Consider the following 25081-nt stretch of genomic DNA (forward strand, 5'->3'; position numbering starts at 1 on the left):
ATGCCCCGCATCCTCATCGCTGAATGCAAACAGGAAGTCTCCACCTTCAATCCCCACCTGAGCGGATACGAAGACTTCACGCTGCGCCACGGCCAGTCGATTCTCGACTACCATCGCCAGGTGCGCAGCGAGGTGGGCGGAGCCCTGAGCGTGTTTGACGCCACACCGGGCGTGGAGCTCGTGCCGGCCTGCAGCGCCCATTTCATCACCTCCGGCGGCACGCTGGCAGATGCGGCGTTTGAGCGCATCGCGGAGGAGCTCCTCTCCAGCATCCGCGCGGCACCACCCGTGGACGGCATCTACTTTTCTCTCCATGGTGCCATGGCCACGCAGAGCCAGGATGATCCCGAAGGCTGGCTGCTGCAGCAGACGCGTAGGATCGTCGGTGAAAAGGTGCCCATCGTCATCTCGCTGGATCTGCATGGCATCCTCACGGACCTCATGCTGGAGCAGAGCGATGCCGCCGTGGCTTTCCACACCTACCCCCATGTCGATTTCTTCAGCACGGGCGAGCGCTCCGCGCGCCTGCTGCTGCGCATCGTGGCTGGTGAGGTGAAACCCGTCACGGCCAAAGTGCGCGTGCCCGCCCTGGTGCGTGGCGATGAACTCATCACCGCCTCCGGCTCCATCCGTCACGCCGTGAATGCCGCGATGGCTTTTGAGCAAAGCGCACACGGACTCTCCGCGGCGATGATGTGGGGCAATCCCTTCACCGACGTACCTGCCCTCGCCTCGAACAGCTTCGTCGTGACAAACAATGATCCCGCTCGCGCGGAGCGTGAGGCCCTGCGCATCGCCAGCCTGTTCTGGGAGCATCACGAAAAGATGCAGGTTCCCCTCATCAGCCTGGTGGATGCGGCGCAGCAGACGATTGAGAACACCTCCGGCACCGTCGTGCTCGTGGATGCAGCAGACGCCACCAGCTCCGGCGCTTCCGGAGACAGCAATGCCATCCTTCGCGCGCTGCTCGAGGCCGGCTATGCTGGCACGGCCTTGATCCCCATCGTGGATGCAGCAGCCGTGGCGGCAGCCTTCCGCGCGGGTGTCGGCCATGACGTCAAAACAACCGTCGGCGGCGCTCTCGATCCCGCGCGCTTCGCACCGCTGCCCATCGAGGGGCGCGTACGCATGCTCTCAGACGGCTGGTTTCACAGCGAGACCACCCGCGAGCTCTGGCAGGCAGGCCCCACGGCGGTGATCCAGACCGGCGGCATCACCCTCATCGTCACCAGCCGCGCCGTCAGCCTTTATGACCGCGCGCTCTTCCTTGCCCACGGCTGCGATCCCCGGCACTTCGGCGCCGTCGTGGTGAAGTCTCCGCAGTGTGAGCGGCACATGTTCAAAGACTGGGCCGCGCGCTACATCGATGTGGATGCGCCCGGCTCCACCAGCGCCAATCTGCGCAGCCTCGGCCACACCCGCTGCGCCCGCCCCATGTTCCCGCTCGATTCCGCAGTCCCCTTTCACCCCCAGGCTACGCTTTTCCAACGTCACCCATGAAAATCCGAGAAATCCGCTGCGCAGGTTTGCGTGGTGCCACCCCCGAAGGCGGCTGGAGCAATGAGCTCCGACCAGAAGACTGCGTCCACACCCTCATCGCCGTGCATACGGATGAAGGAGCCGTCGGCCTCGGCAGCGTCTTCACCAACGATGCGCTCGTGCGTGCCGCCCTGGCCGTGCTGGAGCCGCTTTACCGCGGCGAGAACGCACTCGAGCCCGAGCGTGTGAGCGAGAAGCTGCATCAAAACATGTTCTGGCTCGGCCGCGGGGGCTCCATCACCCACACCATCAGCGGCATCGACATCGCCCTGTGGGACCTCCTCGGCAAAGCCACCGGGCAGCCCGTCGGCCGCCTGCTGGGAGGGCGCTATCGCGAGCGTGTGCAGCCCTATGCCTCGCTGCTCATGGATGAGCCCGCAAAGCTCCGCGACCACCTTCTCCATGTGAAGGCGCAGGGCTTCCGCGCTTTCAAAATCGGCTGGGGTCCCTTTGGCCGCCGCAATGCCGCCACCGACGAGGCCATCGTCCATGCCGCGCGTGAGGCCGTGGGGCCGGACAACAAGCTCATGGTCGATGCCGGTGGCAGCGACGCCCATTGGACCAATGGCTACAAGTGGGCGCTCAACACCGCCAAAATGCTCGCCGATTACGACGTGCACTGGTTTGAAGAGGCACTCACGCCCGACTCCCTCGAAGACTTCGCCAAACTCCGCGAGCACTCCCCCGTGCCGATCAGCGGCGGCGAAGTCCTCACCCGCCGTCAGGCCTTCCAGCCCTTTCTCGAAGCACGCGCCTTCGACATCATTCAGCCCGATGTCACCAAAGTCGGCGGCATCAGCGAAGAACGCCGCATCGCCTGGATGGCGCAGGAGCACGGCGTGCAGTTCATCCCGCACGGCTGGAACACCGCCGTCGGCCTCGCCGCGGATCTCCATCTCGCCTCCGCTTTCCCCGGCACCGATCTGGTCGAATACCTCACGGGCTCCCCCTTCATTGACGAAATAACCCTCGGCGGCTGGAAGCTGGATGCCGACGGCATGCTCGCCATCCCGACCACACCCGGCCTCGGTCTCGCACTCGATCCGGACGCCGTGAAAAAATACTCCGGCGGAGAAAAGCTGCTGGAGTGATCCCTGCTGACCTCTCACCTCTGGAAAACCAAGAGGTGGCTCGGGACGGAATCGAACCGCCGACACGGGGATTTTCAATCCCCTGCTCTACCGACTGAGCTACCGAGCCTCTGACTTGAAGGGCCGGTATAGGAGCAAGCTGCCATCCGGGCGCAACGTGTTTTTCACATGTCTTGCAGATTGCGTTCGCGGGCTCATTTCCCCCTCGCGGACATCGCCACCAGCACCCAGCCGGCCATCAGGCTCAGTCCTCCCAGCGGCGTGATGGCCCCCAGCTTGGTGATGCCGGTGTAGGCCAGCAGGTAAAGCGAGCCGCTGAAGAGCACGATCCCCAGGAAAATCAGCCGCCAGGCCCACACCATGAGCGGCTTGCTCCCGCCCAGCATCGTCAGCAGCAGCAGCACCACGGCATGCGGCAGGTGATACTGCACCGCCGTCTCCCAGTTCGCGCTTTTGCCGATGACCAGCAGCTTCTCATGCACCGGCCCATGCGCCCCCGAAGCCCCCAGTGCGATGGCGAGAAAACCCATGAGGGCGGAAAGGCGAAGGCGGAAAGGATCGGGATTCATAAAAGTACTCGCGAGCTTTAGCTCGCTCTGGGGCGCACGCAAGCCATCCAGAGCGAGCTAAAGCTCCCGAGTACTTTCTTCAAATCCACTCCTTCATCACCCGCCCCGCCACATCCGTCAGGCGGAAATCACGTCCCTGGAAGCGATGCGTCAGCCTCAGGTGATCAAAACCAAACTGGTTCAGCAGCGTCGCATGAAAATCATGCAGATCCACCGGATCACGCACGATGCTCCAGCCGATCTCGTCGGTTTCGCCAAAAATCTGCCCGCCTTTGATGCCGCCGCCCGCGGCCAGCATGGTGAAGGCAAAGGGGTGGTGGTCACGCCCCGTGGCATTCGGATTGCCGCCGCGGTTTTCCCCCAGCGGCGTGCGGCCAAACTCGCTGCCAAAGACCACCATCGTGTCTTCCAGCAGCCCGCGCTGCTTCAGGTCCGTCAGCAGCGCCGCGATCGGCTGGTCCGCCATGCCCGCATTGTAGGCCAGCTCATCGTTGAGATTGCTGTGGTGGTCCCAGCTCGCATGCATGATGCTCACAAAGCGCACACCGCGCTCCACCAGGCGCCGCGCCAGCAGGCAGTTCGTGGCAAAGGCCTTGTACTGCCCCGGGCCGCCGCCACGTGAGGCCTTGATCGGCGGGTCCGCTCGGTCCACGCCATACATCGCCCGCGTCGCGGCGCTTTCATCCTTCAAATCGATCAGTTCCGGCGCCGAGGCCTGCATGCGGAACGCCAGCTCATACGCCGAAATGCGGCTCGCGATCTCCGGATCGCGCAGATGCTCATAGCGGCTCTGGTTCAGCTCCATCAGCGTGTCCAGCCCCTTGCGCTGCAGGCTCATCGGAATGCCCGGCGGATTTTTCAAATTGAGCACCGGCTCGCCCTGATTGCGAAACAACACCCCCGCATACGAACTGGGCAGGAAGCCGCTCTGCCACAGGGAGGCCCCGCCGCTGGTGCCGCGTCCCGCGCTCAGCACCACATACCCCGGCAGATTCCGCGAGGTGCTGCCCAGCCCGTAGTTCAGCCACGAGCCCACCGTCGGCAGGCCAAACTGCGCCCGCCCGCAGTGCAGCACGAGCTGCCCCGGGTGATGATTGAACTGGTCCGTGTGCAGGCTGCGGATCATGAGCCAGTCGTCCGCATGCTTCGCCATGTGCGGCAGCAGATCGCTGAAATCCATCCCGCACTGCCCGTGCTTGGCAAACTTCCGCGGGCTGCCCATCAGCCGCGCCGTTTCCTTGCGGATGAAGGCAAAGCGCACGTTCTTCGTCATGCTCTCCGGCAGCGGCTGCCCGTTCAGCTCATTGAGCTTCGGCTTCGGATCAAACAGGTCCATCTGGCTCGGCCCGCCTTCCATGAAGATGAAAATGCAGTTCTTCGCCTTCGCCGGAAAATGCGGCGCTCTGGGCGCCAGCGGATCCTGCATCACCTCCTCCGCGCCCAGCGCCGTCGAAGATGAAATCAGCCCCTGCTCCGTCAGCAGCGCACCCAGCGCCAGCGCGCCGATCCCGTTCGCACCCGTGGCAAGGAATTCACGGCGCTTTTGCAGGAGTTGATGTTCGACCGGATGCATGCAAGGATAACGCATCAAGCCTGCCTGAACTAACGACTTCCCGCCGGGTCCCGTCTCTCCGCTTCCACCTCCCGGTGATACAGCCGTCTCTCGCGCCTGATGCGAATCTCAGCCATCAACATGATAAGCAAACTGCCCATCAACCTCCCGGCCTCGAAACTGATGCTGCTTTGGCTGGGACTGGGATTTGCCACGGCACTACTGGCCGCTCCAGCCCCGCGCCAGATCCTTCATGTGCCGCCCGCCGCAGGCAGCCCCGGCATCAACAAAGCCCTGGCCGCCCTCGGCAAAGACGGCGGCGAGGTGGTCCTCTCGCCCGGCACCTATCGCATCACCCTGCCCGTCATCATCCGTCAGGACAACATCACCCTGCGCGGCGCCGGCCCTGCCACGCTGCTGCGGCTGGGGGACCTGGCCAACTGTCCGGTGCTCATCGTCGGAGACGAGGCCTCCGCCCCACGCCGCACCGTCCGCAGCGTCTGTGTTGCGGACCTTCGTATCGATGGCAACCGCACCCACCAGCACGACGAATGCTGGAACGGAGCCTGCGACACCGGCTCCCTGACTGCCATCCGCAGCTCCGGCCTGGTGATCCGCCGTGCCCGGGACATCCTCGTTCTGCGCGTGGCCGCCGACCACTGCCGCTCCGGCGGGCTCGTCACGGAAAAAGAGTGCCGTCACCTCGTCGTGGAGGACTTCTCCGCCAGTGACAACGAGTTCGACGGCCTCGCCTGCTACCAGACCGAGGACAGCCGTTTTACCCGCCTCTATCTGCATCACAATCGCAGCGCCGGCATCTCCACTGACATTAACTTTGACCACAACACCCTCAGCCACCTGCGCCTCTTCCACAACGGCAGCCACGGCATCTTCATGCGCAACTCCAGCCGCAACACTTTCGAGCACCTTCAGGTGAAAAACAGCGGCCGCGCCGGCATCTTTGTCGATCAGGTGGACAAAAACCGCCGCACCGGCTCCGTGGGAAACCGGTTCACCGATGTCACCGTTACAGCCTCTGGCGGACCTGGCTTCCAGGTCAATGCGGCAAGCTGCAAAAACACCACCCTCACCCATGCACGGCTGGAAAACAACACAGTGGGCATCTGGGCCGCCGCCCCGGACCTGGTGACCCAGGAGGAGGTGCTCGTGCGGGACAAAAACACACGAGCCCCCGTTCAGGTTGAACGCTGAGCCTCCGCCGCGCATCATTCCACCATCATGAAACGCGTGCTCGTTCTGCTCATCGAAGGCTTCGAAGACATCGAGATGATCACCCCTGTGGACCTGCTGCGGCGGGCCGGTGCCGAGGTCGTGCTGGCCTCGCTGGGCCCCGGCATTCACCTCACCAGTTCCTTGCACGTCACCCTGCATGCCGACGCCATGCTTTCAGACGCCCTCGCCTCCGGCCCCTTCGACCTCCTCATGATACCCGGCGGTCCTGGCGTCAAAGCCCTGCGCGCAGACGGCCGCGCCGCGGAGATTGCCAAAGACTTCGCTCAGTCCGCCAGGCCTGTCGCCGCCATCTGCGCCGCCCCCACCGTACTGGCAGACGCCGGCCTTCTGGAAGGCAGACGCTACACCGCTCACGATTCCACCTATGGCGAGCTGAAGCAGGCGCTCGCAGACCAGCGGGTGGTGCAGGACGGCGGCATCATCACCTCCCGTGGCGCGGGCACCGCGCTGGACTTCGGCCTGGCGCTGGTCACGCGGCTCTACGGCCAGGAGAAAGCGGACGAAATCGCCCGCCGCATCATGGCGTGAGCGCTGCTTCCCGCCCCTCCCGCACCGCCTCAATAAACCGCGCCACCAGCAGCAGATCCTTGCTGCCCGGCATCGACTCCACACCGCTGGCCACATCCACCGCCACCGGCTGCGTCTGCTTCACCGCCTCGCTCACATTCTCCGGCGTCAGTCCTCCTGAGAGCAGAATCTGCTTTCCCGGAAACATCTCCTTCGCCCGCACTGCCAGCTCCCACGGAAAGACATGCCCGCCGCCGCCATAGGTCCCGGGATTGTAGGCATCCAGCAAAATGGCCTCGCAGGGAAATTCCCCAATCTGTGCCAGCGATGCCGCATCGCGCACCTGCAGCGCCTTGATCACGTTCACCCCGCGCTTCATCAGCCGCTCCACATCCGCCGGTGTTTCATCACCGTGCAGTTGCAGCGCCTGAAACAGGCCGCTCCCCACCGCCGCGTCCAGCAGCGCAGCATCCGCGTTCACCAGCACGGCCACCAGCGCGTTTTTCGCCGCGATCTCCTGCAATGAGCCCGCCGCCACTTCCAGCGGCATGTGCCGCTTGGATTTTGGCCAGAGGTTGATCCCCACCGCATCCGCTCCCAGCGCAAACAGCACCCCAGCCTGCTGCGGCTGGGTGATGCCGCAGATCTTCACACTGAGGCGCTGGGGATCAGGAAACATGAGGAGGCGGAGAAAGAGGTGGAAAGGCCATGCCCTGCCGTTCTGGCAGCAGCTTTGCCGTCACCGAAAGAAGCACGTCCAGCTTTGGCGGCAATGGAATGCTGCCCCGCACCCGCACATCGCGCTGCAGTTCCTGAAAGCGCAGCATGTCCGCCGGTGGGATGAGAAAAATCACCGGCGGCGCCGCATGCGCCCCGGCATGCACCATCGGGTACGCCTTGCTCACCAGGCGGTCCAGCAGGTCGCCGCCCATGTCCGGCAGCGGCAGCGAAAACAAAAACAGCGAGTACTCCCTCCGCAGCGCCATCTCAAATGCCCGCTCCCCGCTCGGCGCGTCATCCACCTCGCACACGCGGAAGGCCAGCAGCGCCTCGCGGATCACACGCCTGTAGGGCAGGCTCTCCTCCGCCAGCAGGACTCTTGGGACGGCGGCTTCAACCGGAACGGCAGTGGTCATGCGGAGCGCGCTCAGCTTTCAGGATACACCGCCACGGCCATCACGCCTTCACTCGGCAGCCACCCCACCACTTCCACACGCTTCACCGGCTTCGCGGAGGACTCCATGCCCTTGCGCACCGTGTCCAAAACCTTCTTCTGCGTGTCCTCCGTCACCTTCGAGCCAAACAGCCCCGCCAGATCCGAAAGCATCGGTGCGGGCGCGCTCACTCCACCCGCCGTTGTCACCGGCGTCCGCGTCTGACCGCAGGCCAGAATCGTGTCACGAATGGCCTCCGGCGTCATCGTCCCGGACACCACCACCAGGCGGCGCAGGCGGGTCTCCGCCGTCGGCGTCTGCACAATGGCCGGCACCGGCTGCGCCACCGTGTCGTTCGCCGGCGGCTTGATCGACTTTGAAGGCTTCAGAAAGCCCCGTGGCCCGTTCGCAGGAAACGCCCCCCCGCCATTCAGCGCCTGCGGCAGCACAGGCTCCTCCGCGCTCAGAGCAGCGGCAGAGAAAAGAAAAGCGGTGACGAAACGAAGGGCGGTCAATTTCACGAAAGAAGGCGCGGTTTTTATCATGCCCCCTCTGAAGTGACAATCATAAAAAACCACGAAAAAGCGGAATTCGCCCCCGCCACCCTCTTCGTGCCCTCGGTTGTCGCTCAAAAAATGCGCCCCCTTCACGCCTGAGATCCAGTTCACGCCGCCATCGGCAGCGCGGCAGGCTGCCACGCCGCGACCCCGTCACCCCTGGACTCCCGCGCCCCCGCCTTCCCCGCCGTCACCTCCCTCCCGCACTCCACCTCATAGGCCAGCACACACAGGTCACACGTCACCCGGTTGGCATAGTGGCACAGGCAGGTTATCAGCCTCGAGTAAAACTCAGCCGCGTTCCCCGCTGGCACGCCCAGCGCCGCCGCCAGCGGCCTGCGCTCCGGCTCATAGGGATTCGCCACTGCACCCAGCGTCCGCAGCGCAAGGCCTGCCCCGGCTTGCACCCGCGCCTCACAGCCACGCCGTGCCTCCGCCGTCGCACCCCGGGCATGCTCCAGCCACAGGGACTCCACACACACCGCCGTGATCTGTGCCATCGCGGCCGCCAGCGCCCGCTGCGCCTCCACCAGCACGCTCACCTGCCCGCGCCACTCCGGCGCCGTCTCCTCCTGCTGAAACCGCCCAGCCAGCGCCGCGCCGATCCGTGTCCACGCCGCCTGCTCAAACACCGCCATTTGCTTGGAGATGGCCTCGTATTCCCGCAGAGACTCCGCCTGCGCCGCCATCACGGCCGCGCCGTTGCGCGCATCCACCCCGGCCGGAACGAGCCCCGTCACATCCTGCCCGCCCTGCGTCAGGCGGCAGGCCAGCGTGCCTCGGCACAGCCTGTCTCGCTGCTGCTTCTCACGCTCGCAGGCCGCTCCATATTCCCCCTTCCAGGCCTTCACCATGGCGGCCGCCGGTTCCCACGCCTCCGCCGCCACCATCGGCACCGGCATCAGCCTCTCCGCAGAGGGCGGATGCCCAAACATCTCCCTCACCGCCGCTTCCCCCAGCCTCTCTCTCCGCGCCTGCTCTTCGGCCTGCCGTGCCGTGCTTTCCCGCTCTTCCGCCTCCCGCTCCGTGCGCTTCCGGTTCTCCGCCAGATGCCGGTTCGGCACCTCCTCGGCCACCAGGTTGAACTGGTTCAGGTCCAGCCCCAGCTCCACGTCATACCAGTAGAGCGACACCGTCTTGCACAGCCCGGTGAAATCATGAAACAGCTCCTCTGCCGGCAGGTCCAAAGTGCACACGCCCGGCGCGGCCAGCTCCTCCAGCTTCTCCTTCCGGTCCTTCAGCGCCGGGTGCGTGCTCCACCAGGAGGTCTCCTCCGCCAGTTCCTTGCTCTTCACCTGCTTGCGCTGCGCCTCCGGCATCGCCTGTACCTGGCTGGCGATCCGCCCCGGCACATTGTCCGGCAGTTCCCCGTCCTTCAGCCGGGAGAGCATCGTTTTCACCATCGCCGTTTCCGCGTGGTCCAGCAGCCCCAGTTGCAGCAGCGCGTTCTCCATCTCGCGGCTGCCCGCCACCTTGGCCCCATACGCATCCGCATCATACTCCCTGTGCCGCGACATGAATCCACTGATCGCGCCCCCCAGGTGCATCAGCAGCAGCATCACCCTCCGCCCCAGGTTCACCATGATCCTCGCCACATTTCCCAGCATGCCGCTGTATCCCTCCGCATTTCCCAGCGCCTCCAGCCGTTCATCCCAGCCATCGCGCTCCAGCACCACGCGCGCAAACCAGCGGTTGATGCTCCGCACCAGGTAGTTCAGCCGCATGCTCCCTCCCTGCGCAAAGTGCCCAAACTCATGCGCCAGCACCCCCGCAAACTGACGTGCCGTCATCCCCGCCACCAGCGGCATGCCGATGCTCAGCACCAGGTCATGGCTGAAAAAACTCGCCATGCCGCGCCGGAACGACGCCGAGGCGTTCACCCGCGAATCCACCTCCACCATCACCGGCCGCGGCGCCCCCACCAGATCGCAGATGCGGTAGATCAAGGCAAACAGCGCCGGCTGCGAGATGGGGTCCAGCGTCACCGTCGGCGGCTGCTTCGGCAGCGGTGCAAACAGCGGCTTCATCATGAACAAAATGCAGATCACTCCGGCCACCGCCACGGCCAGGTACAAAAATCCCGCCAGCAGCACCATCCTCCCGCTTCGATATCCACCCCACTCCGAAGCGCTGCTCATCCATACCACATCATGCTGCACATGCCACGCCAGCAGCCACCCCATCCCCGCGATCACCGCCAGGTATAGCAGCGGCAGAATGAGCAGCGCCAGGAGCACCAGCACCACGCCCAGGCGATAAGCGATCGATACATGGCCCCGCGCAAAGCTTCCTGAAAAAGCCTCCCGCACCAGCCTCGTCATGTCTGCTCCCGCCGTCCCCTGCATGAAAAAACGGAAACCTACGCCCCCTGCTTTTTACCCGTCAACTTCGAGCCCGCACACTCGCAACATTCATTCTCATCGCAGTGCTGAGACGCATCCAAAACTACAGCGCTCTGCTTCAAAGATAAACGTCACCACCATTTCATTCGTCCAGAGCAGACTCAAAACCCCATTCACATTTCCGTGTATTCTGTGTATTCCGTGGTTCACATCTGACTTCCCCATGAACCGCCGCCGCCTGCTCCAATCCGCCACCGCAGCAGCCCTCGCCCCGGCAGCATGCACCAAACGGACTCCCCAAGCCCCGCCTCCTTACGCCACCCTCGCCGATCTCAGCACCCAGCTCACTTCAGAGCAGACCACGCCGCTGCACCTGGTGGAGCACTTCCTCGCCCGCATCGCCCAGTTCGACAAATCCGGCCCGCGCATCCATGCCGTGCTCGAATTGAATCCCGCCGCCAAAGACATCGCCACGCATTGCCCCGCCGGCCCGCTGCACGGCCTGCCCATTCTGATCAAGGACAACATCGAAACCGCCGATGCCATGCACACCACCGCAGGCTCGCTGGCCCTGCGCGATCACCCGCCCAAGGAAGACGCCGCCCTCGTCTCCCGCCTCCGCGCCGCCGGCGCCGTCATCCTTGGCAAGACCAACCTCAGCGAATGGGCCAACATCCGCTCCCCGAACTCCACCAGCGGCTGGAGCGCACGCGGCGGCCTCACGCTCAATCCCCACAAGCTCGCCCACAGCGCCAGCGGCTCCAGTTCCGGCTCCGCCGCCGCCGTGGCTGCGGGCCTCGCACCGGCCGCCATCGGCACCGAGACGAACGGCTCCATCGTCAGCCCCGCCAGCGCCTGCGGCATCGTCGGGTTCAAGCCCACCGTCGGCCTCATCAGCGGCAGCGGCATCATCCCCATCACCCACTGGCAGGACACCGCCGGTCCCATGACCCTCACCGTGCGCGATGCCGCCCTGCTCATGCAGGTGCTCGCAGAAGACTTCACAGCAGACTTAAAATCTGCCGTCCTCAAAGGCGCCCGCCTCGGCGTCATCCGCGGCCACTGCGGCAGGAACCCGCAGGTGCTCGCCCTCTTCGAAACCGCCCTGCAAAAACTCCGCGAAGCCGGAGCCACCATCATCGACCCCGTCAAACTGCCCAACACGCGCGAAGCCGGCGCCCTCTCCTGGAAAGCCATGCTCATCGAGCTCCGCACCGAGCTCAACGCCTACCTCGCCCAGCGCGCTGGCGACGTCCGCTCACTCGCCGACGTCATCGCCTTCAATGAAGCGCACCGCGACACCGAGATGCCACACTTCGCCCAGGAATTTTTCGAGCAGGCCGAAAAACTCGGCACGCCCGAGATCATCGCCGCCGGTGCCGCAGCCCGCGAAAACGCCCGCCGCCTCGCCGGCCCCGAAGGCATCTCCGCCGCCCTGCGCGAATATCAGCTCGACGCCCTCATCTGCCCCACCAACGACCCCGCCGGCCGCATCGACCTCGCGCACGGAGACACCAACGAACGCGTCGCCAGCACCCCGGCCGCCGTCGCAGGCTATCCCCACCTCACCGTCCCCCTCGGCATCGTCGATGGACTGCCCATCGGCTTCTCCTTCATGGGCGATGCCCGCGCCGACGCACGCATCCTCGCGCTGGGCCACGCGTTTGAGGAGATCACGAAAGCGCGAAGAGCGCCGGAGTTCCAGCCAAAGTAATCGCGAGCTTCAGCTCGCTCCGGCCAGCGCTCACGCCATGCCAAAAGCTCTCATCAACCCGCCAGCCGCATTCACAAGTGTTCGTGTTCACCAAGCTTGGCCCTCAATCAGCCAGACATCACGCGGGCAAGGCAATATCCTCATCTGTCCCCTGGTTAGCCAGCGGTTGCGCGATGGAGGCAGGCACCTTCTCCGCATGCTTGGCCACCTCACGCTTCATGCCCTGCCGGATCCACCACCGCACGAAAACGGAAAACTCGCCTTCCTTGCCCGGATCGAAGCGCTCCACCGCCTTCATCAGGCCGATATTGCCGCCGGAAATGAGGTCTAAAATGGGCACCTCGCACGAGTCGCGTTGCTCCAGCGCAAGCTCCACCACCAGCCGCAGGTTCGCCCGAATCATGCCCGCCCGCACTTCGCGTTCTCCCGGCTCCCCCTCCTGCGCAGGCATCAGCGGCTTCGCCATGTCGATCTGTTCGAGATAGACCTTGAGCCCTGCCTTATCGGCTGTGTTGAATCCGCGCACGAAGAGACAACGCAGAAAAGCCCTCCCGTTTTTCCGCCCCGCAAAAATCCGTGGGTAACATTCCGGCCAAAAAAGCGTGGATGCACTCTAGCCATGAATTCATCTGTCTCCAAACGACATGTCTTCCCCGTCACCGGCACCCGCTCGTTGCCCGGCACCCGCCTGGAAGAAACGCCGCAGATGGCTCAAAGATGGCCCCACATCGACTGGCGGCGCAGCCAGGCTTTCCACCACGTCCCATGCCTCCGCTCACCCTCCGTCCACCTTCATCCCTATGTTCACCCAGGTTTCCCTCCGCTCAGCACGCCATGAGTCCGGTGATACCATCTTTGTGGCAGATCAGGAACGCGCGGCCTACGAGGACGAGTACGTCAAAACCACGCTCCAAGCCGATTTCCTGCGCGGTGTCGTCCCCCTCTATCGCCGCACCCTCAAAATCACCGTAAAGGGTCGCCGCGCCATCTCCCGCATCATCCAGCCTCGCGAAATGATCGACCGCATCCGCCAAGGCTTCTCCTTCCTCGGCATCCCCACCGAAGAAATCGCCCCTTACCCCCCTCCATCTCCCATTCCTCATTCCTCATTCTGATTTCGTCATTCACCTCCTCTTCGGCCCCTTCGGCGCCCTCTCCTCCCGATACTGCGCCGGCGTCATCCCCATGACGCTGCGGAAGCATCGCGTGAAGTGCGCGTGATCAAAGAACCCCAGCTCCACCGCCAGCGCCGCCACCGTCTCCTCCGTCTCCGCCAGCCTCCGGCACGCCGCCTCCACCCGCACCCGCAGCAGGTACTGTCGCGCGGAGGAGCCAAACACACGCCGGAAGCTCCGGTCAAACTGGCTCTGGGACAGCCCGCACATCCGCGCCATCTCGGCGCTGCTCAGCGCGGCCTCAGGGTGCTTGTGCATCTGCTCGATCACCTTCGCAAACCGCGCCTCGCCCGAGCTGCGGCTGCGCACCTGCTCCACCTGCCGTGAAAACCCCGCCACGCCGATGATGTGCCCCTCCGCATCTCGCAGCGGGATCTTGCTGGACATCACCAGCCGCGGCGAGCCCTCCGCCTCCGGCGCGCTCTCCAGCCGGTTCACGATCGGCTTGCCCGTCCGCATCACGATCTCGTCATCCTCCTGGTATTCGATCGCCCGGCTGTGCGGGAAGAAATCCAGGTCCGTTTTGCCGATCGCATCCTTCTCATGCTTCACCCCGCAGTAGTCGCAGCCGCGCCGGTTCACCGCCATGAACCGCCCCTGCCGGTCCTTGATGAAAAACGACATGTCCGGCAGCAGGTCAAAGAGCCGCGCCAGCTCCGCCCCGCGCACCCGCCGCAAAAAGACCTGTGGTGAAATAGACGCCATAATGCGCGTATTTTACACAAGCATGCCATGCGCATGCAAGACGTGATTGCCACCCGCAGCGTATTCTAGGGTATGATCAAAGCCCTGCATTCCCTGCCCCAGCGCCGCGAGCGGCTCCGGCGGCTGGCAGCCAGCCTCCATCGTGGGAACACGCGTGAGGTACACCTGCTCGACGACCTGCTCCGCGATGCGGAAGTCGTCACCTCCTGCAATGACGAGGAGCTGAAGGACCTCATCCTCGTGGTGAAGCACCACCGCCCCGATCTCGCGCTCAATCTCCTCACCCACGTGCGCGCCCCGAAGGAGCGCATCAGCCTCGGCAACTGCCTGGCCGCCATCTGGAGCCGCATCGACATCAATGCCGCCTGGAAAGCCATCACCGCCAGCAGCCTCCCCGAATCCGAGCGCCTGGCCCTCCGCAGCGCCATGGTGTGAGGCCACCTCGCCCTCGGCTTCCCCGCTCGTCCTCGTCCTCCTACTCGAACTCGTCCTCGATCCAATCGCCCCGCATCATCCAACGCTCCGCAGCAGGCCCTAATCTTCCTCCTACTCCTACTCTTCCTCCCTTTTCCGGAAAAAGGGAGTAGGAGTAAGAGTAGGAGGAGGGGGAAGATCAGGCTCTCATTCGTCATTCTCGCCCCTCGTCCCACTACCGCTTTGATAAACGAGGCCCCCATCCCTCGTAAGCATATTCATACCAGTCCGAGACATTTCCATACCAAACCGTCCCCACCCACCGCATGCGCCTCGATCTCACCCTGCTCCTCTCGCTTCTCGCCACCTCCGCAGCGACGGCAGCGCAGCCCATCGGCTTTAACAAAGACATCCGCCCCATCCTCGCGGACGCCTGTTTCCATTGCCACGGCCCCGATCCAGGAACTCGCAAGGCGGGCCTGCGCCTCGATACCGAAGCCGGATTCTTCACCGCCAAGGAAGGCGAGCAGCCCACCGTCATCAAAAACAAGCCGGAGATCAGCGCCCTCTTCCAGCGCCTCATCACCAAGGATGAGGACGACCTCATGCCGCCGCCGGATTCGCACAAGACCCTGAAGCCCGAGCAGATCGCGCTGGTGAAGGAATGGATCGCGCAGGGAGCGCCGTGGCAGCCGCACTGGTCGCTCATCGCCCCGCACAAAGCCCCGCTGCCTGCGGTAAAAGACAGCGCCTGGGTGAAGACCCCGGTGGACCGCTTCATCCTTTCCAAGCTGGAAGCCATCGGCCTCACACCGGCCGCCCAGGCGGAAGACCATGCGCTGATCCGCCGCGTGTCGCTGGACCTCACCGGCCTGCCGCCCACGCCCGAGCTCATGGCGCGCTACCTGCCGCTCACGGAGCAAAAGTATTCTGCACTGGTGGACGAGCTTCTCAAATCCCCCGCCTACGGCGAGCACCGCGCCCGCTACTGGCTGGATGCCGCGCGCTACGCCGACACCCACGGCCTGCACTTTGACAAGCCGCGCGAAATGTGGCCCTACCGCGACTGGGTGGTGAAAGCCTACAACAACAACGAGCCCTTCGACAAGTTCACCGTCGAGCAGATCGCCGGCGACCTGCTGCCCAAGCCCAGCGAAGACCAGCTCATCGCCACCGGATTCCAGCGCTGCAACATCACCACCAATGAAGGCGGCACCATTGATGAAGAGAACCTCGCCAACTACGCCTCCGACCGCGTGCAGACCATGGGCTGGGTGTACTTCGGCCTCACCACGAACTGCTCGCAGTGCCACGACCACAAGTTCGACCCCATCACGCAGAAGGACTACTACTCCATGGCTGCCTTCTTCCGCAACACCACGCAGAAGGCCAAGGATGGCAATGTGAAGGACGGCCTCGGCCCCATCCTGGTGCTGCCCACGGACAAGGACCGCCCGCGCTGGACCGCGCTGCCCACGGAAATCGCCGCTGCCAAAACGAAGCAGGACGCCGCACGCAAGACCGCCAAGCCGCTCTTTGACCTCTGGCTCACTACCGCCAAGCCGGAAGACCTGGACAAGGACGTGCCCACCAAGGGCATCACCGCGCACCTGCCGCTGAATGAAGGCACCGGCGCTCAAATCTCCGCCACCTGCGGCGAGGCCAAGACCTTCAAAGCCGCCGGCGAAGTGACCTGGAAGCCCGATGGCAAACTTGGCCCCGCCCCCGTGATGAAACCCGGCAGCACCTTTGAGATCGGCGACGTGGGCGACTACGAAAAAGATCACGCCTTCAGCTACGGCGCGTGGATTCGCGCGGGCAAGGTCACCGGCATCTCCGGCAGCATCCTCAGCCGCATGGATGAAAAGAACGGCCATCGCGGCTGGGATCTCTTCCAGAGCGATAATAAACTCTCCGTGCACATCGTCAGCAAGTGGCCGGAAGACGCCGTCAAGGTCAGCACCGCCAAGCCCGCCCTGCGCCCGAACGTGTGGCAGCATGTCTTCGTCACTTATGATGGCAAAGGCAAGGCCGGCGGCGTGCGCATCTTTGTGGATGGCGTGGAGGCGCAGATCCGCCCGGAAGTGAATGCGCTGAAGGGCAGCATCAAAACGACAACGCCCACGCGCATCGGCCAGCGCAGCCACGGCTCCTACTTCATGGACGGCGGCGTGCAGGACGTGCGCATCTATGACCGCCAGCTCACCGCCGCGGAAGTGATGACCCTTTCCAAAGTCGGCCCGCTGCGCACCATGCTCGCCGCGAAAAAGCAGGGACCGAAGCAGCAGGAGGCGCTGTTTGAGCACTACCTCATCACGCGTGACGCGCCCTACCAGACCGCCCTCGCCACCAGCACCAAGCTCACCGCCGAGCAGGAGGCCATCAAAAACCGCAGCCCCATGACCCACGTGCAGGAGGAGAAGATGGACACCAAGCCCATGGCCAACATCCTCATGCGCGGCCAGTACGACAAAGTCGGAGACGCCGTGGAGGCCGCCGTGCCCGCCGCTCTCGGCAAGCTGCCCGCCGATGCTCCGAAGAACCGCCTCGGCCTCGCCAAGTGGCTCGTCAGTGACAACAACACCCTCACCGCCCGCGTGACCGTGAACCGCATGTGGCAGGAGCTTTTCGGCAGCGGCCTGGTGAAGACGAGCGAGGACTTCGGCATCATGGGCAGCGCCCCTTCCAACCCCGAGCTGCTCGACTGGCTGGCCGTTGAGTTCAAGGAAAGCGGCTGGGATGTGAAGCGCTTCTACAAGATGCTCGTCACCTCCGCCGCCTACCGTCAGGCCGCCGTCATCACGCCCGCCAAGCTGGAGAAGGACCGCGACAACGCCCTGCTCTCCCGCGGCCCGCGCTTCCGCATGGACGCCGAAATGATCCGCGACTATGCCCTCGCCGCCAGCGGCACCCTCTCTCCACGCATGGGCGGCCCAGGCACCCTACCCTACCAGCCGGAGAACATCTGGGAAGTCGTCGGCATGGGCACTGAAAAGTACGTACAGGACAAAGGTGAAAACCTGTACCGCCGCACCCTCTACGACTTCTGGAAGCGCATGGCCCCGCCCGCGAACATGGACATCTTCAACGCCCCCAGCCGCGAGATGAGCTGCGTCCGCCGCGACCGCACCAACACCCCGCTGCAGGCCCTCGTCACCATGAACGACCCCCAGTTCATCGAAGCCGCCCGCAACCTCGCCCAGCACACCCTCGCAAAGGTTCCCGGCGACGACACCGCCAAGCTCGAGTCCATCTACTCCCGCCTCCTCTGCCGCCCCCTCAAGGACGCCGAGAAACCCATCCTCACCGCCACGCTCGCGGACATGCGCAAATTCTACGGAGCCAATGCCGCAGACGCCGAAGCGCTGCTGAAGGTGGGTGAATCCAAAGCCGATGAAAAGCTCGCCAAACCCGAACTCGCCGCGTGGACCATGCTTTGCAACGAGGTGATGAATCTGGACGAGGTGCTGAACAAGTAGGCCAAAGTTAAAAGTTTAAGGTTAAAAGTTTCAAGTTCTCCGACGCGAACACTCCATGGTTAACAGCGAGCAACTGCCCCATTCTTGAAAACTCCCTCAAACTTGTTCCAACTTTAAACCTTAAACTTGAAACTTTAAACTTCCCCATGGCCAACATCGAACAATTCGAAGACATTCTCGCCTGGCAAAAAGGCCGGGAGCTGACTCGGCTTGTTTACAGGGCCTCCCGAAAGGGAGAGTTCGCGAAGGACTTCGCGCTGCGCGATCAAATTCGCAGTGCTTTGATCTCCATCACTTCAAACATTGCCGAAGGCTTCGAACGTGGGGGCACCAAAGAATTCATTCAATTCCTCGGCCATGCCAAAGGCTCATGCGGCGAAGTCCGCTCCCAGCTCTATGTAGCGCTCGACGAAGCCTACCTGACTCAGCCCGAGTGGCAGGAACTCCACAACCGCTGCCTCGAAGTCAGCCGCCTCCTCGACGGCTTCATCAAATACCTTCGCCAAACCGAAATCAAAGGCCGCAAATTCCAAACCACCTCCGCAAGTCCCAAAGACTGACACCGTCCCCCGCCACCACCACCCACGAAGCGTCCCCAACTTGAAACTTTAAACCTTAAACTTTTAACTCTGCCTTGCCCCCCGATGCCCCATATCCCTTCCCGGGACTGAACCCCTACTTTGAAGAGCAGTGGTTTCAGGTGCATCCGACGATGATCGCGTCGTCGCTTTCGCGCTTGCAGCGGCAGATGCCTGCGGACCTGAAGGTGTCCATCGAGCAGGGCATGAAGATTTCCACGCGCTTCGATGACGACAAAGGCTTTAGGCCGGATGTCAGCGTGTGGAAGGTGCGAGAGGACACGCTGCTCGCCTCGGCCCCGCCGAATTTCTCTCCGCCCATCGTGCGGGATGTCACTGCCCCCAAACCACGTCATCTCACCATCCGCGAACTCGGCGGCGATCTTGTGACCGTCATCGAGCTTCTCAGCCCCACGAACAAGCACGGCGCAGGTGCTCTCGCCTACCTGCAAAAGCGCCTCGGCCTCATGGAGTCATGCGTCAACCTGGTGGAGATCGACCTCATTCGAAAAGGAGGCCTCGCGCTTCTTCGATTTGAAGATGATGGCATGGCCGAAGCGATCCGCATGGACAGCGGCAGGCTGCCCCCTCACGCCGTCACCGTTTTTCGCGCGGAGCAGCCCCAGCAGCGTGAGCTTTATCGCGTCACCTACCAGGAGTCCCTGCCCGCCATCCGCGTCCCGCTCCGCCCTGATGACCAGGACGTCTGGCTGAACCTCCAGGAACTCGCCGGGCAATGCCACACCGACTGCGGCTTCGACAAGTCCACCCACTACTCCCGCGATCCCGAGCCACCGCTGATGCCTGAAGACGCCGCCTGGCTCCACACCCATCTCCAATCCACCCACCGTCGCTGAACACGCAGCGTCCCCCAACTTGAAACTTTAAACCTTAAACTTTTAACTCCTTTCTCTTCCTCCTATGAGCATCTTAAACGAATGGGACACCTACCAAACCCGCCGCCAGCTTTTTGCACGCGGTAAAAACGTTCTCGGCGGTGCCGCGCTGGCTTCACTTCTCGGCGAATCCTTTGCGAACGCATCGACGGGAGGCGCCATGGGCCCTCACTTTGCCCCAAAGGCCAAGCGCGTGATCTACCTGCACATGGTCGGCGGGCCTGCGCAGATGGACCTCTTCGACTACAAGCCGGAGATGATGAAGTGGTATGACAAAGATCTGCCGCCGAGCATCCGCAACGGGCAGCGCCTCACCACCATGACCAGCGGGCAGGCGCGCTTTCCCATCGCGCCGTCGAAGTTCAACTTCGCCCAGCGTGGCCAATGCGGCATGTGGATGAATTCCGACCTGCTGCCCCACCTGGCTAAAAACGCGGACGACATCTGCTGGATGCGCTCGCTGCACACGGAGGCCATCAATCACGAGCCCGCCATCTGCGCCATGCAGACGGGCAACCAGATCACCGGCCGCCCCTGCCTCGGCTCCTGGGCGTCCTACGGCCTCGGCAGCATGAATTCGAACCTGCCCACCTTCGTCGTCCTCATCGCCACGCCGACGAACCGCGAGCAGGAGCAGGCCATCTCATCGCGCCTGTGGTCCAGCGGTTATCTGCCCGGCGAGCACGCGGGCGTTTCCTTCCGCAGCAAGGGCGACCCCATCCTCTTCATCAACAACCCCGCTGGCGTGCCCAGCAGCGTGCGCAAGCGCACCATCGAAGGACTCAACGCGCTCAACGAGATCAACTACAAGGAAGTCGGTGACCCCGAAACGCACACGCGCATCCAGCAGTATGAGATGGCCTTCCGCATGCAGGCCAGCGTGCCCGAGCTTACCGACATCAACAGCGAGCCCGAGCACATCTTCAAAATGTATGGCGATGAAGCCAGGAAGCCCGGCACCTTTGCCAACAGCGTGCTCATGGCCCGCCGCTTGGCCGAGCGCGGCGTGCGCTTCACCCAGATCTACCTCAACAACTGGGACCACCACAGCAATGTGGGCGGCCGCATGCCCAGCCAGTGCAAGGACGTGGACCAGGCCTGCCACGCCCTCATCGAGGACCTCAAGCAGCGCGGCATGTTTGACGACACCCTCATCATCTGGGGTGGCGAATTCGGCCGCACCATCTACAGCCAGGGCGGCCTCTCCAAAGAGAACTACGGCCGCGACCACCACCCGCGCTGCTTCACCATGTGGATGGCCGGCGGCGGTGCCAAAGGCGGCGCCATCTACGGCGAGACCGACGACTTCAGCTACAACATCGTCAAAGACCCGCTTCACATTAGCGACTTCCACGCCACCGTGCTGAACCTCCTCGGCTACAACGCCGACCGCTTCACCTACAAGTTCCAAGGCCTCGACCAGAAACTCATCGGCATCAATCCAGCAAAGCCCGTCAAGGCGCTGATCGCGTGATGCCGCGGCTCGGACGTAGGATGGGTGTGGCGACAGCCCGGTTTATCCTTCGAAGCACGCAGTGCGAAGAATGGACCCGTCCATGAGCGCGCTGCAAACACCTCGGCATACGAACTTCCTCGACGCGCACTGATCGGGAGTACCATAGGCTGGCTTCGCCTGTCTCCACATAGCCTCGGCTCTTTTGTCTGTCGATCAGCTCACTTCCTCAACCCTCGAAACTTCCCCGGCGCCATCCCCGCATACCGGCTGAAGTGCCGCGTGAACGCACTCTGATCACACCACCCCGTCTCGATCGCAATGTCCGCCAGCGAGCGGTCCGTCTCCCGCAGCAGCCGCGTCGCCTCATCCAGCCGCAGCTTGTGCAGCAGTTGCAGCGGGCTCATTTGAAACAGCCGCTGCACCCGCTGCTCGAACTGATACACACTCAGCCCCGCCTTTTTCGCGATGTCCTCGATCCGCAGGCTTTCCGCAAACCGCTGCTGCATGTGCTTCAGCGCCGCCGCCAGCTCTGCAAAGCCTCCCGCCTTGTCGCTCGGCGCATTCAGATCCCGCGAGATCCCCGTCACGCCCACGATGCACCCCCTCCCATCGCGCAGCGCATGCTTCGTCGTCAGGCACCACCCCGCCTTGTGCCCAGGGTAAATGTGCAGCTCCAGTTGATGCGCCACCGGCTTCCCCGTCTTCAGCACCGCCTCATCCTGCCGCGCATAGCTCGCCGCCAGCGCCGCCGGAAACACCTCCTCCGGCCTCTTGCCCCTCAGCTTCGCCTTGTCCCCACCCGCGCAGCGATCCGCCAGCGTCTGATTCACCCGCACATACCGCCCCGCCGCATCCTTGATAAAAAACACCACATCCGGCAGCGCATCAAACAGCGCCTCCGTCGTCGCATGCTCAGAGAACATCCCGCCCGATTCCATCATTTTGACTGAATTGGCAGCCTCCCGCCCAAAAAGCAATCAAGACCCTCAACCCCTCAAACCACAATATCGTGCCCAGTCACGCCTCATCCAATTTCCAATTTTCAGTTTTCAGTTCCCAGTTTTCAGTGCGTCCCCCTCTTTTGGTCATTCATTCGTCATTCCTCATTCTGGTTTCGTCATTCTCACTTCCCCCTCTCCTTATGTCATCCCTCCCCCAATGGTCCGGCGTCTTCCCCGCCGTCGTCACTCAGATGCACGAAGATCAGTCCCTCGATCTCCCCTCCTCCGCCCGCCACTTCGAGGCCCTCATCCAGTCCGGCATCTCCGGCCTCATCGTCTGCGGTTCCCTCGGCGAAAACCAGTGCCTGCAGCCCGATGAAAAACGCGCCGTCCTCCAGTGCGCCATCGAAACCGCACGCGGCCGCATCCCCATCGTCAGCGGCGTCGCCGAGATGAACACCCGCGCCGCCATCCAGTACATGCAAGACGGCGCACAACTCGGCGCCGCCGGCTTCATGATCATGCCCCCCATGGTTTACAAGAGCGATCCCCGCGAGACCGAGCACTGGTTCCGCACCCTGGCCAAAGCCACACCGCTGCCCTGGATGCTCTACAACAACCCCGTCGGCTACCACACCGACGTCACGCCCGAGATGTTCGCCCAGCTCGCCGACATCGAAAACCTCACCTCCATCAAGGAAAGCAGCGCCAACCCCCGCCGCATCACCGAGCTGCGCAATCTCGTGGGCGACCGCTACCAGCTCTTCACCGGCGTGGACGATCTCATTCTCGAGTGCAGCATCCTCGGCATCGATGGTTGGGTCGCCGGCAGCGGCATCGCCTTCCCGCAGGAAAATCAAAAACTCTGGGACCTCACCCGCGCCGGAAAGTGGGACGAAGCCCGCACCCTCTACCGTTGGATGCAGCCCCTCATGAAGCTCGATACCCACATCCACTTCGTGCAATACATCAAGCTCCTCTGCCAGGAGACCGGCCTCGGCAAAGAATGGTGCCGCGAACCCCGCCTGCCGCTGGCGGGCACCGAGCGCGACCAAGTCCTCACCATCATCCGCGACTCCCTCGCCAACCGCCCGCAAATCTAGCTCCGCATTCCAAAGCGGCCCAGGAGCGCGGGCCTCGGAGCCCGCAGCACTCCGCAAGCACCCACCGCCCCGCGAAAGCGCAAGCATAGTGGTCCGCACAGTCCTCTGTGCGGCGCTCCGCAAACACCCACCGCCCCGCTCCCGCGCCAGCGTCCCCAACTTCAAACTTAAAACCTTAAACTTTAAACCCCTCACGCTCCGCATCGCTCATGCACCCCACCACCACATTCCTCCTTCTCCTCGTCTTCCTCACCGTGGTCGGTCCATCCTCCGCTCAAAACAACAACACCACCACCGCCGACGCCAAACTCGAATCCTTCTTCAAGACCTACCTCGAAAAGACCTTCGAACTGCGCCCGCTCGATGCCACCATGCTCGGCGATCACCGCTTCGACGACAAACTCGACGACATCTCCCCCACCGCCCGCGCCTCCTGGCTCGCTCTCGCCAGGCAAACCCTCGCCGCACTGCCCCAGGCCGTCCCTTACGCACAGCTCTCGCGCAATTCGCAGATCGACTTCGAAATCCTGCGCGATGACCTCACCCGCAGCATCTGGCTCACCGAAAACACCCACCCCTTCGAGGAAGATCCCCGCACCTACGGCAGCTACATCAGCGACAGCGTTTACACTCTCCTCGTTCAGTCCACCCTGCCAAAGGAGACCAACATCAAAAACGTCATCGCCCGTCTGGCTCTCATCCCCCGCATCATCGCCACCGCACGCGAGACACTGCAGGCCGTCCCGCACTCCATCCTCGACACCGCCATCCTGCAAAACCGCGGCGCCATCTCATTCTATGAAGAAGAGCTCTTCACCCTCGCAGGCTCCACCCCTCAACTCCCCGCCTTGCAGTCCGCCGCAAAACCCGTCGTCGCAGCCCTGAAGGAATACCAAACCTTCCTCGAATCCGACCTGCGCAAAAAAGCCACCGACCACTGGCGCATGGGCAAAGAGAAGTTCGCACGCAAGCTCGAGCTGGAACTCGACACCGGCCGCACCGCCGATGAAGTCCTCGCCGATGCCGAAGCCGAATACGACCGCGTGCAGCGCGACATGTACATCATCGCCCGCCAGCTCTGGAGCCGCCACTTCCCCAAAACACCTCTCCCTCCCGATGATGCCCAAGGCCGTCACGACACCATCGCCCAAGTCATCCGCGCCGTCAGCCGCGACCACGGCACCCCCGAAGCCCTCATCACCGATACCCGCGCCACCGTAGCTCGTATCAAGACCTTCATCAGAGAACACGACATCCTCCGCCTGCCCGAGCCCGACCGCTGCCAGATTCTCGAAATGCCTGAGTTCCGCCGTGGCAACTCCGTCGCCTATCTCGAATCCGCTCTCCCGCTCGATCCCTCCGGACCCAGCACCTACGCCGTCAGTCCTCCCCCATCCGATTGGAAACCCGAGCGCGTGCAGACCTTCCTCGAAGAATACAACAAGCACATGCTCCAGGTGCTCACCATTCACGAAGCCTACCCCGGCCACTACGTGCAGCTCGAGTATTCCACCCGCTGCCCCTCGCTCATTCGTCAGGTCCTCCAGTCCGGCACCTTCAAGGAAGGCTGGGCCGTCTACACCGAGCAGATGATGATCGACCAAGGCTACGGCGGCGGCGATCTCTCCCTGCGCCTCAACCAGCTCAAATTCTACCTCCGTGCCGTCGTAAATTCCATCCTCGACCACAAGATGCACTGCACCGCCATGACCGACGACGAGGCCATGCACCTCCTCACCCACGGAGCCTTCCAGTCCGAAGGCGAGGCCAAACTGAAAATCATCCGCTCCAAGCAAAACACCGCGCAGCTCAGCACCTACTTCGCCGGTCGCATGGCCTTCTACCGCCTCCGCCAGCAGACCCAGCGCGAACAGGGCGAAAAATTCGACCTCGGCCGCTTCCACGAAGCCGCCATCGACCACGGCTCCCTCCCCGTCAAATTCCTCCCCGAACTCGTCCGCACCCGCCTCACGCAGCCCCGCTGAGCCCAAGTGATGCGGGCACTCCTGCCCGCAGTCGGCCTCCGCAATCCCTTCCCGCTCCGCACCGTCCAAA

The 25081-nt window shown here is 63.5% G+C and carries 22 protein-coding genes and 1 tRNA gene; 13 read left to right on the forward strand and 10 right to left on the reverse strand.

The genetic code is table 11. From position 1 onward, the window contains the following. Entirely contained in the window at positions 1-1500 is a 1500-nt protein-coding gene (locus ACILSQ_RS19220) for a M81 family metallopeptidase (RefSeq protein ID WP_395745272.1), read from the forward strand. Beyond that, a complete protein-coding gene (locus tag ACILSQ_RS19225; RefSeq protein WP_395745273.1) occupies positions 1497-2630 on the forward strand; it encodes a mandelate racemase/muconate lactonizing enzyme family protein in 1134 nt (377 codons plus the stop codon). Before ACILSQ_RS19220 ends, ACILSQ_RS19225 begins: the two co-directional genes overlap by 4 nt. A gap of 36 nt (positions 2631-2666) precedes the next feature. On the opposite strand, the gene ACILSQ_RS19230 is transcribed toward ACILSQ_RS19225, so the two are convergent. The 3 genes from ACILSQ_RS19230 to ACILSQ_RS19240 all read right to left on the reverse strand — a co-directional run bounded on the left by ACILSQ_RS19230 (position 2667) and on the right by ACILSQ_RS19240 (position 4772). Continuing rightward, positions 2667-2739, reverse strand: a tRNA-Phe gene (locus tag ACILSQ_RS19230). A gap of 85 nt (positions 2740-2824) precedes the next feature. Next, complete coding sequence (locus ACILSQ_RS19235; protein WP_395745274.1) at positions 2825-3199, reverse strand: DUF423 domain-containing protein; 375 nt, start codon at positions 3197-3199, stop codon at positions 2825-2827. A gap of 79 nt (positions 3200-3278) precedes the next feature. Then, positions 3279-4772: a DUF1501 domain-containing protein gene (locus tag ACILSQ_RS19240; RefSeq protein ID WP_395745275.1), complete on the reverse strand. Its 1494-nt coding sequence runs from the start codon at positions 4770-4772 to the stop codon at positions 3279-3281. A 120-nt stretch (positions 4773-4892) separates the two neighbouring features. Here ACILSQ_RS19240 and ACILSQ_RS19245 point away from each other — a divergent pair, with 120 nt between their 5' ends. Both ACILSQ_RS19245 and ACILSQ_RS19250 read left to right on the forward strand, forming a co-directional pair. After that, positions 4893-5963 (forward strand): right-handed parallel beta-helix repeat-containing protein, encoded by a 1071-nt coding sequence (locus tag ACILSQ_RS19245; RefSeq protein ID WP_395745276.1) that lies wholly within the window; start codon positions 4893-4895, stop codon positions 5961-5963. Positions 5964-5990: 27 nt separating this feature from the next. Further along, on the forward strand, positions 5991-6533 hold the full coding sequence (locus ACILSQ_RS19250) for a DJ-1 family glyoxalase III (protein WP_395745277.1): 543 nt from the start codon (positions 5991-5993) through the stop codon (positions 6531-6533). Here the strand turns inward: ACILSQ_RS19250 and ACILSQ_RS19255 are convergent. From ACILSQ_RS19255 to ACILSQ_RS19270, 4 genes are all read right to left on the reverse strand, one after another. Further along, positions 6523-7191, reverse strand: a complete 669-nt coding sequence (locus ACILSQ_RS19255; RefSeq protein WP_395745278.1) for an N-(5'-phosphoribosyl)anthranilate isomerase — start codon at positions 7189-7191, stop codon at positions 6523-6525. The genes ACILSQ_RS19250 and ACILSQ_RS19255 overlap by 11 nt on opposite strands. After that, on the reverse strand, positions 7181-7648 hold the full coding sequence (locus tag ACILSQ_RS19260; RefSeq protein ID WP_395745279.1) for a hypothetical protein: 468 nt from the start codon (positions 7646-7648) through the stop codon (positions 7181-7183). Before ACILSQ_RS19260 ends, ACILSQ_RS19255 begins: the two co-directional genes overlap by 11 nt. 11 nt (positions 7649-7659) lie before the next feature. Beyond that, entirely contained in the window at positions 7660-8187 is a 528-nt protein-coding gene (locus ACILSQ_RS19265) for a hypothetical protein (RefSeq protein WP_395745280.1), read from the reverse strand. A gap of 143 nt (positions 8188-8330) precedes the next feature. Continuing rightward, positions 8331-10568 (reverse strand): M48 family metalloprotease, encoded by a 2238-nt coding sequence (locus tag ACILSQ_RS19270; protein ID WP_395745281.1) that lies wholly within the window; start codon positions 10566-10568, stop codon positions 8331-8333. A 220-nt stretch (positions 10569-10788) separates the two neighbouring features. Between ACILSQ_RS19270 and ACILSQ_RS19275 the strand changes: the two genes are divergently transcribed. Beyond that, entirely contained in the window at positions 10789-12279 is a 1491-nt protein-coding gene (locus tag ACILSQ_RS19275; RefSeq protein WP_395745282.1) for an amidase, read from the forward strand. Between the two features lie 118 nt (positions 12280-12397). Here the strand turns inward: ACILSQ_RS19275 and ACILSQ_RS19280 are convergent, their stop codons facing one another. Beyond that, positions 12398-12805 carry a sigma factor gene (locus ACILSQ_RS19280; RefSeq protein ID WP_395745283.1) on the reverse strand — a complete coding sequence of 136 codons (408 nt, stop codon included), beginning with the start codon at positions 12803-12805 and terminating at the stop codon, positions 12398-12400. Between the two features lie 274 nt (positions 12806-13079). Here ACILSQ_RS19280 and ACILSQ_RS19285 point away from each other — a divergent pair, with 274 nt between their 5' ends. Next, positions 13080-13394, forward strand: coding sequence for a hypothetical protein (locus ACILSQ_RS19285; RefSeq protein ID WP_395745284.1), 315 nt, complete (start codon positions 13080-13082; stop codon positions 13392-13394). A 9-nt stretch (positions 13395-13403) separates the two neighbouring features. Here the strand turns inward: ACILSQ_RS19285 and ACILSQ_RS19290 are convergent, their stop codons facing one another. Then, a complete protein-coding gene (locus ACILSQ_RS19290) occupies positions 13404-14159 on the reverse strand; it encodes a helix-turn-helix domain-containing protein (protein WP_395745285.1) in 756 nt (251 codons plus the stop codon). A gap of 72 nt (positions 14160-14231) precedes the next feature. On the opposite strand from ACILSQ_RS19290, the gene ACILSQ_RS19295 reads away from it, so the two are divergent. The 5 genes from ACILSQ_RS19295 to ACILSQ_RS19315 all read left to right on the forward strand — a co-directional run bounded on the left by ACILSQ_RS19295 (position 14232) and on the right by ACILSQ_RS19315 (position 21000). After that, a complete protein-coding gene (locus ACILSQ_RS19295; protein WP_395745286.1) occupies positions 14232-14594 on the forward strand; it encodes a hypothetical protein in 363 nt (120 codons plus the stop codon). 305 nt (positions 14595-14899) lie between these two features. Beyond that, complete coding sequence (locus ACILSQ_RS19300; protein WP_395745287.1) at positions 14900-18052, forward strand: DUF1553 domain-containing protein; 3153 nt, start codon at positions 14900-14902, stop codon at positions 18050-18052. 146 nt (positions 18053-18198) lie between these two features. Next, the gene (locus ACILSQ_RS19305) at positions 18199-18612 is read left to right on the forward strand and encodes a four helix bundle protein (protein WP_395745288.1); all 414 of its coding nucleotides are present in this window, start codon (positions 18199-18201) and stop codon (positions 18610-18612) included. A 74-nt stretch (positions 18613-18686) separates the two neighbouring features. Beyond that, positions 18687-19487, forward strand: a complete 801-nt coding sequence (locus ACILSQ_RS19310) for a DUF4058 family protein (RefSeq protein WP_395745289.1) — start codon at positions 18687-18689, stop codon at positions 19485-19487. 64 nt (positions 19488-19551) lie between these two features. Beyond that, positions 19552-21000: a DUF1501 domain-containing protein gene (locus ACILSQ_RS19315; protein ID WP_395745290.1), complete on the forward strand. Its 1449-nt coding sequence runs from the start codon at positions 19552-19554 to the stop codon at positions 20998-21000. A 200-nt stretch (positions 21001-21200) separates the two neighbouring features. On the opposite strand, the gene ACILSQ_RS19320 is transcribed toward ACILSQ_RS19315, so the two are convergent. Continuing rightward, positions 21201-21905 (reverse strand): helix-turn-helix domain-containing protein, encoded by a 705-nt coding sequence (locus ACILSQ_RS19320; protein ID WP_395745291.1) that lies wholly within the window; start codon positions 21903-21905, stop codon positions 21201-21203. Positions 21906-22123: 218 nt separating this feature from the next. Here ACILSQ_RS19320 and ACILSQ_RS19325 point away from each other — a divergent pair, with 218 nt between their 5' ends. Then, a complete protein-coding gene (locus ACILSQ_RS19325; protein WP_395745292.1) occupies positions 22124-23026 on the forward strand; it encodes a dihydrodipicolinate synthase family protein in 903 nt (300 codons plus the stop codon). A 209-nt stretch (positions 23027-23235) separates the two neighbouring features. Further along, positions 23236-25011 (forward strand): DUF885 domain-containing protein, encoded by a 1776-nt coding sequence (locus ACILSQ_RS19330; RefSeq protein ID WP_395745293.1) that lies wholly within the window; start codon positions 23236-23238, stop codon positions 25009-25011. Positions 25012-25081 lie beyond the last annotated feature (70 nt).

Source organism: Prosthecobacter sp., from assembly GCF_044227185.1.
Taxonomy (GTDB): Bacteria; Verrucomicrobiota; Verrucomicrobiia; order Verrucomicrobiales; family Verrucomicrobiaceae; genus Prosthecobacter.

Bases quoted from the DNA above. Each gene is read 5' to 3' on its own strand.
- ACILSQ_RS19295 (WP_395745286.1), top strand. From the start codon at position 14,232: ATGATCAAAGCCCTGCATTCCCTGCCCCAGCGCCGCGAGCGGCTCCGG.
- ACILSQ_RS19270 (WP_395745281.1), bottom strand. From the start codon at position 10,568: ATGCAGGGGACGGCGGGAGCAGACATGACGAGGCTGGTGCGGGAGGCT.
- ACILSQ_RS19275 (WP_395745282.1), top strand. From the start codon at position 10,789: ATGAACCGCCGCCGCCTGCTCCAATCCGCCACCGCAGCAGCCCTCGCC.
- ACILSQ_RS19305 (WP_395745288.1), top strand. From the start codon at position 18,199: ATGGCCAACATCGAACAATTCGAAGACATTCTCGCCTGGCAAAAAGGC.
- ACILSQ_RS19255 (WP_395745278.1), bottom strand. From the start codon at position 7,191: ATGTTTCCTGATCCCCAGCGCCTCAGTGTGAAGATCTGCGGCATCACC.
- ACILSQ_RS19235 (WP_395745274.1), bottom strand. From the start codon at position 3,199: ATGAATCCCGATCCTTTCCGCCTTCGCCTTTCCGCCCTCATGGGTTTT.
- ACILSQ_RS19225 (WP_395745273.1), top strand. From the start codon at position 1,497: ATGAAAATCCGAGAAATCCGCTGCGCAGGTTTGCGTGGTGCCACCCCC.
- ACILSQ_RS19220 (WP_395745272.1), top strand. From the start codon at position 1: ATGCCCCGCATCCTCATCGCTGAATGCAAACAGGAAGTCTCCACCTTC.
- ACILSQ_RS19285 (WP_395745284.1), top strand. From the start codon at position 13,080: ATGTTCACCCAGGTTTCCCTCCGCTCAGCACGCCATGAGTCCGGTGAT.
- ACILSQ_RS19330 (WP_395745293.1), top strand. From the start codon at position 23,236: ATGCACCCCACCACCACATTCCTCCTTCTCCTCGTCTTCCTCACCGTG.
- ACILSQ_RS19300 (WP_395745287.1), top strand. From the start codon at position 14,900: ATGCGCCTCGATCTCACCCTGCTCCTCTCGCTTCTCGCCACCTCCGCA.
- ACILSQ_RS19245 (WP_395745276.1), top strand. From the start codon at position 4,893: ATGATAAGCAAACTGCCCATCAACCTCCCGGCCTCGAAACTGATGCTG.
- ACILSQ_RS19315 (WP_395745290.1), top strand. From the start codon at position 19,552: ATGAGCATCTTAAACGAATGGGACACCTACCAAACCCGCCGCCAGCTT.
- ACILSQ_RS19250 (WP_395745277.1), top strand. From the start codon at position 5,991: ATGAAACGCGTGCTCGTTCTGCTCATCGAAGGCTTCGAAGACATCGAG.
- ACILSQ_RS19240 (WP_395745275.1), bottom strand. From the start codon at position 4,772: ATGCATCCGGTCGAACATCAACTCCTGCAAAAGCGCCGTGAATTCCTT.
- ACILSQ_RS19320 (WP_395745291.1), bottom strand. From the start codon at position 21,905: ATGTTCTCTGAGCATGCGACGACGGAGGCGCTGTTTGATGCGCTGCCG.
- ACILSQ_RS19325 (WP_395745292.1), top strand. From the start codon at position 22,124: ATGTCATCCCTCCCCCAATGGTCCGGCGTCTTCCCCGCCGTCGTCACT.
- ACILSQ_RS19260 (WP_395745279.1), bottom strand. From the start codon at position 7,648: ATGACCACTGCCGTTCCGGTTGAAGCCGCCGTCCCAAGAGTCCTGCTG.
- ACILSQ_RS19290 (WP_395745285.1), bottom strand. From the start codon at position 14,159: ATGGCGTCTATTTCACCACAGGTCTTTTTGCGGCGGGTGCGCGGGGCG.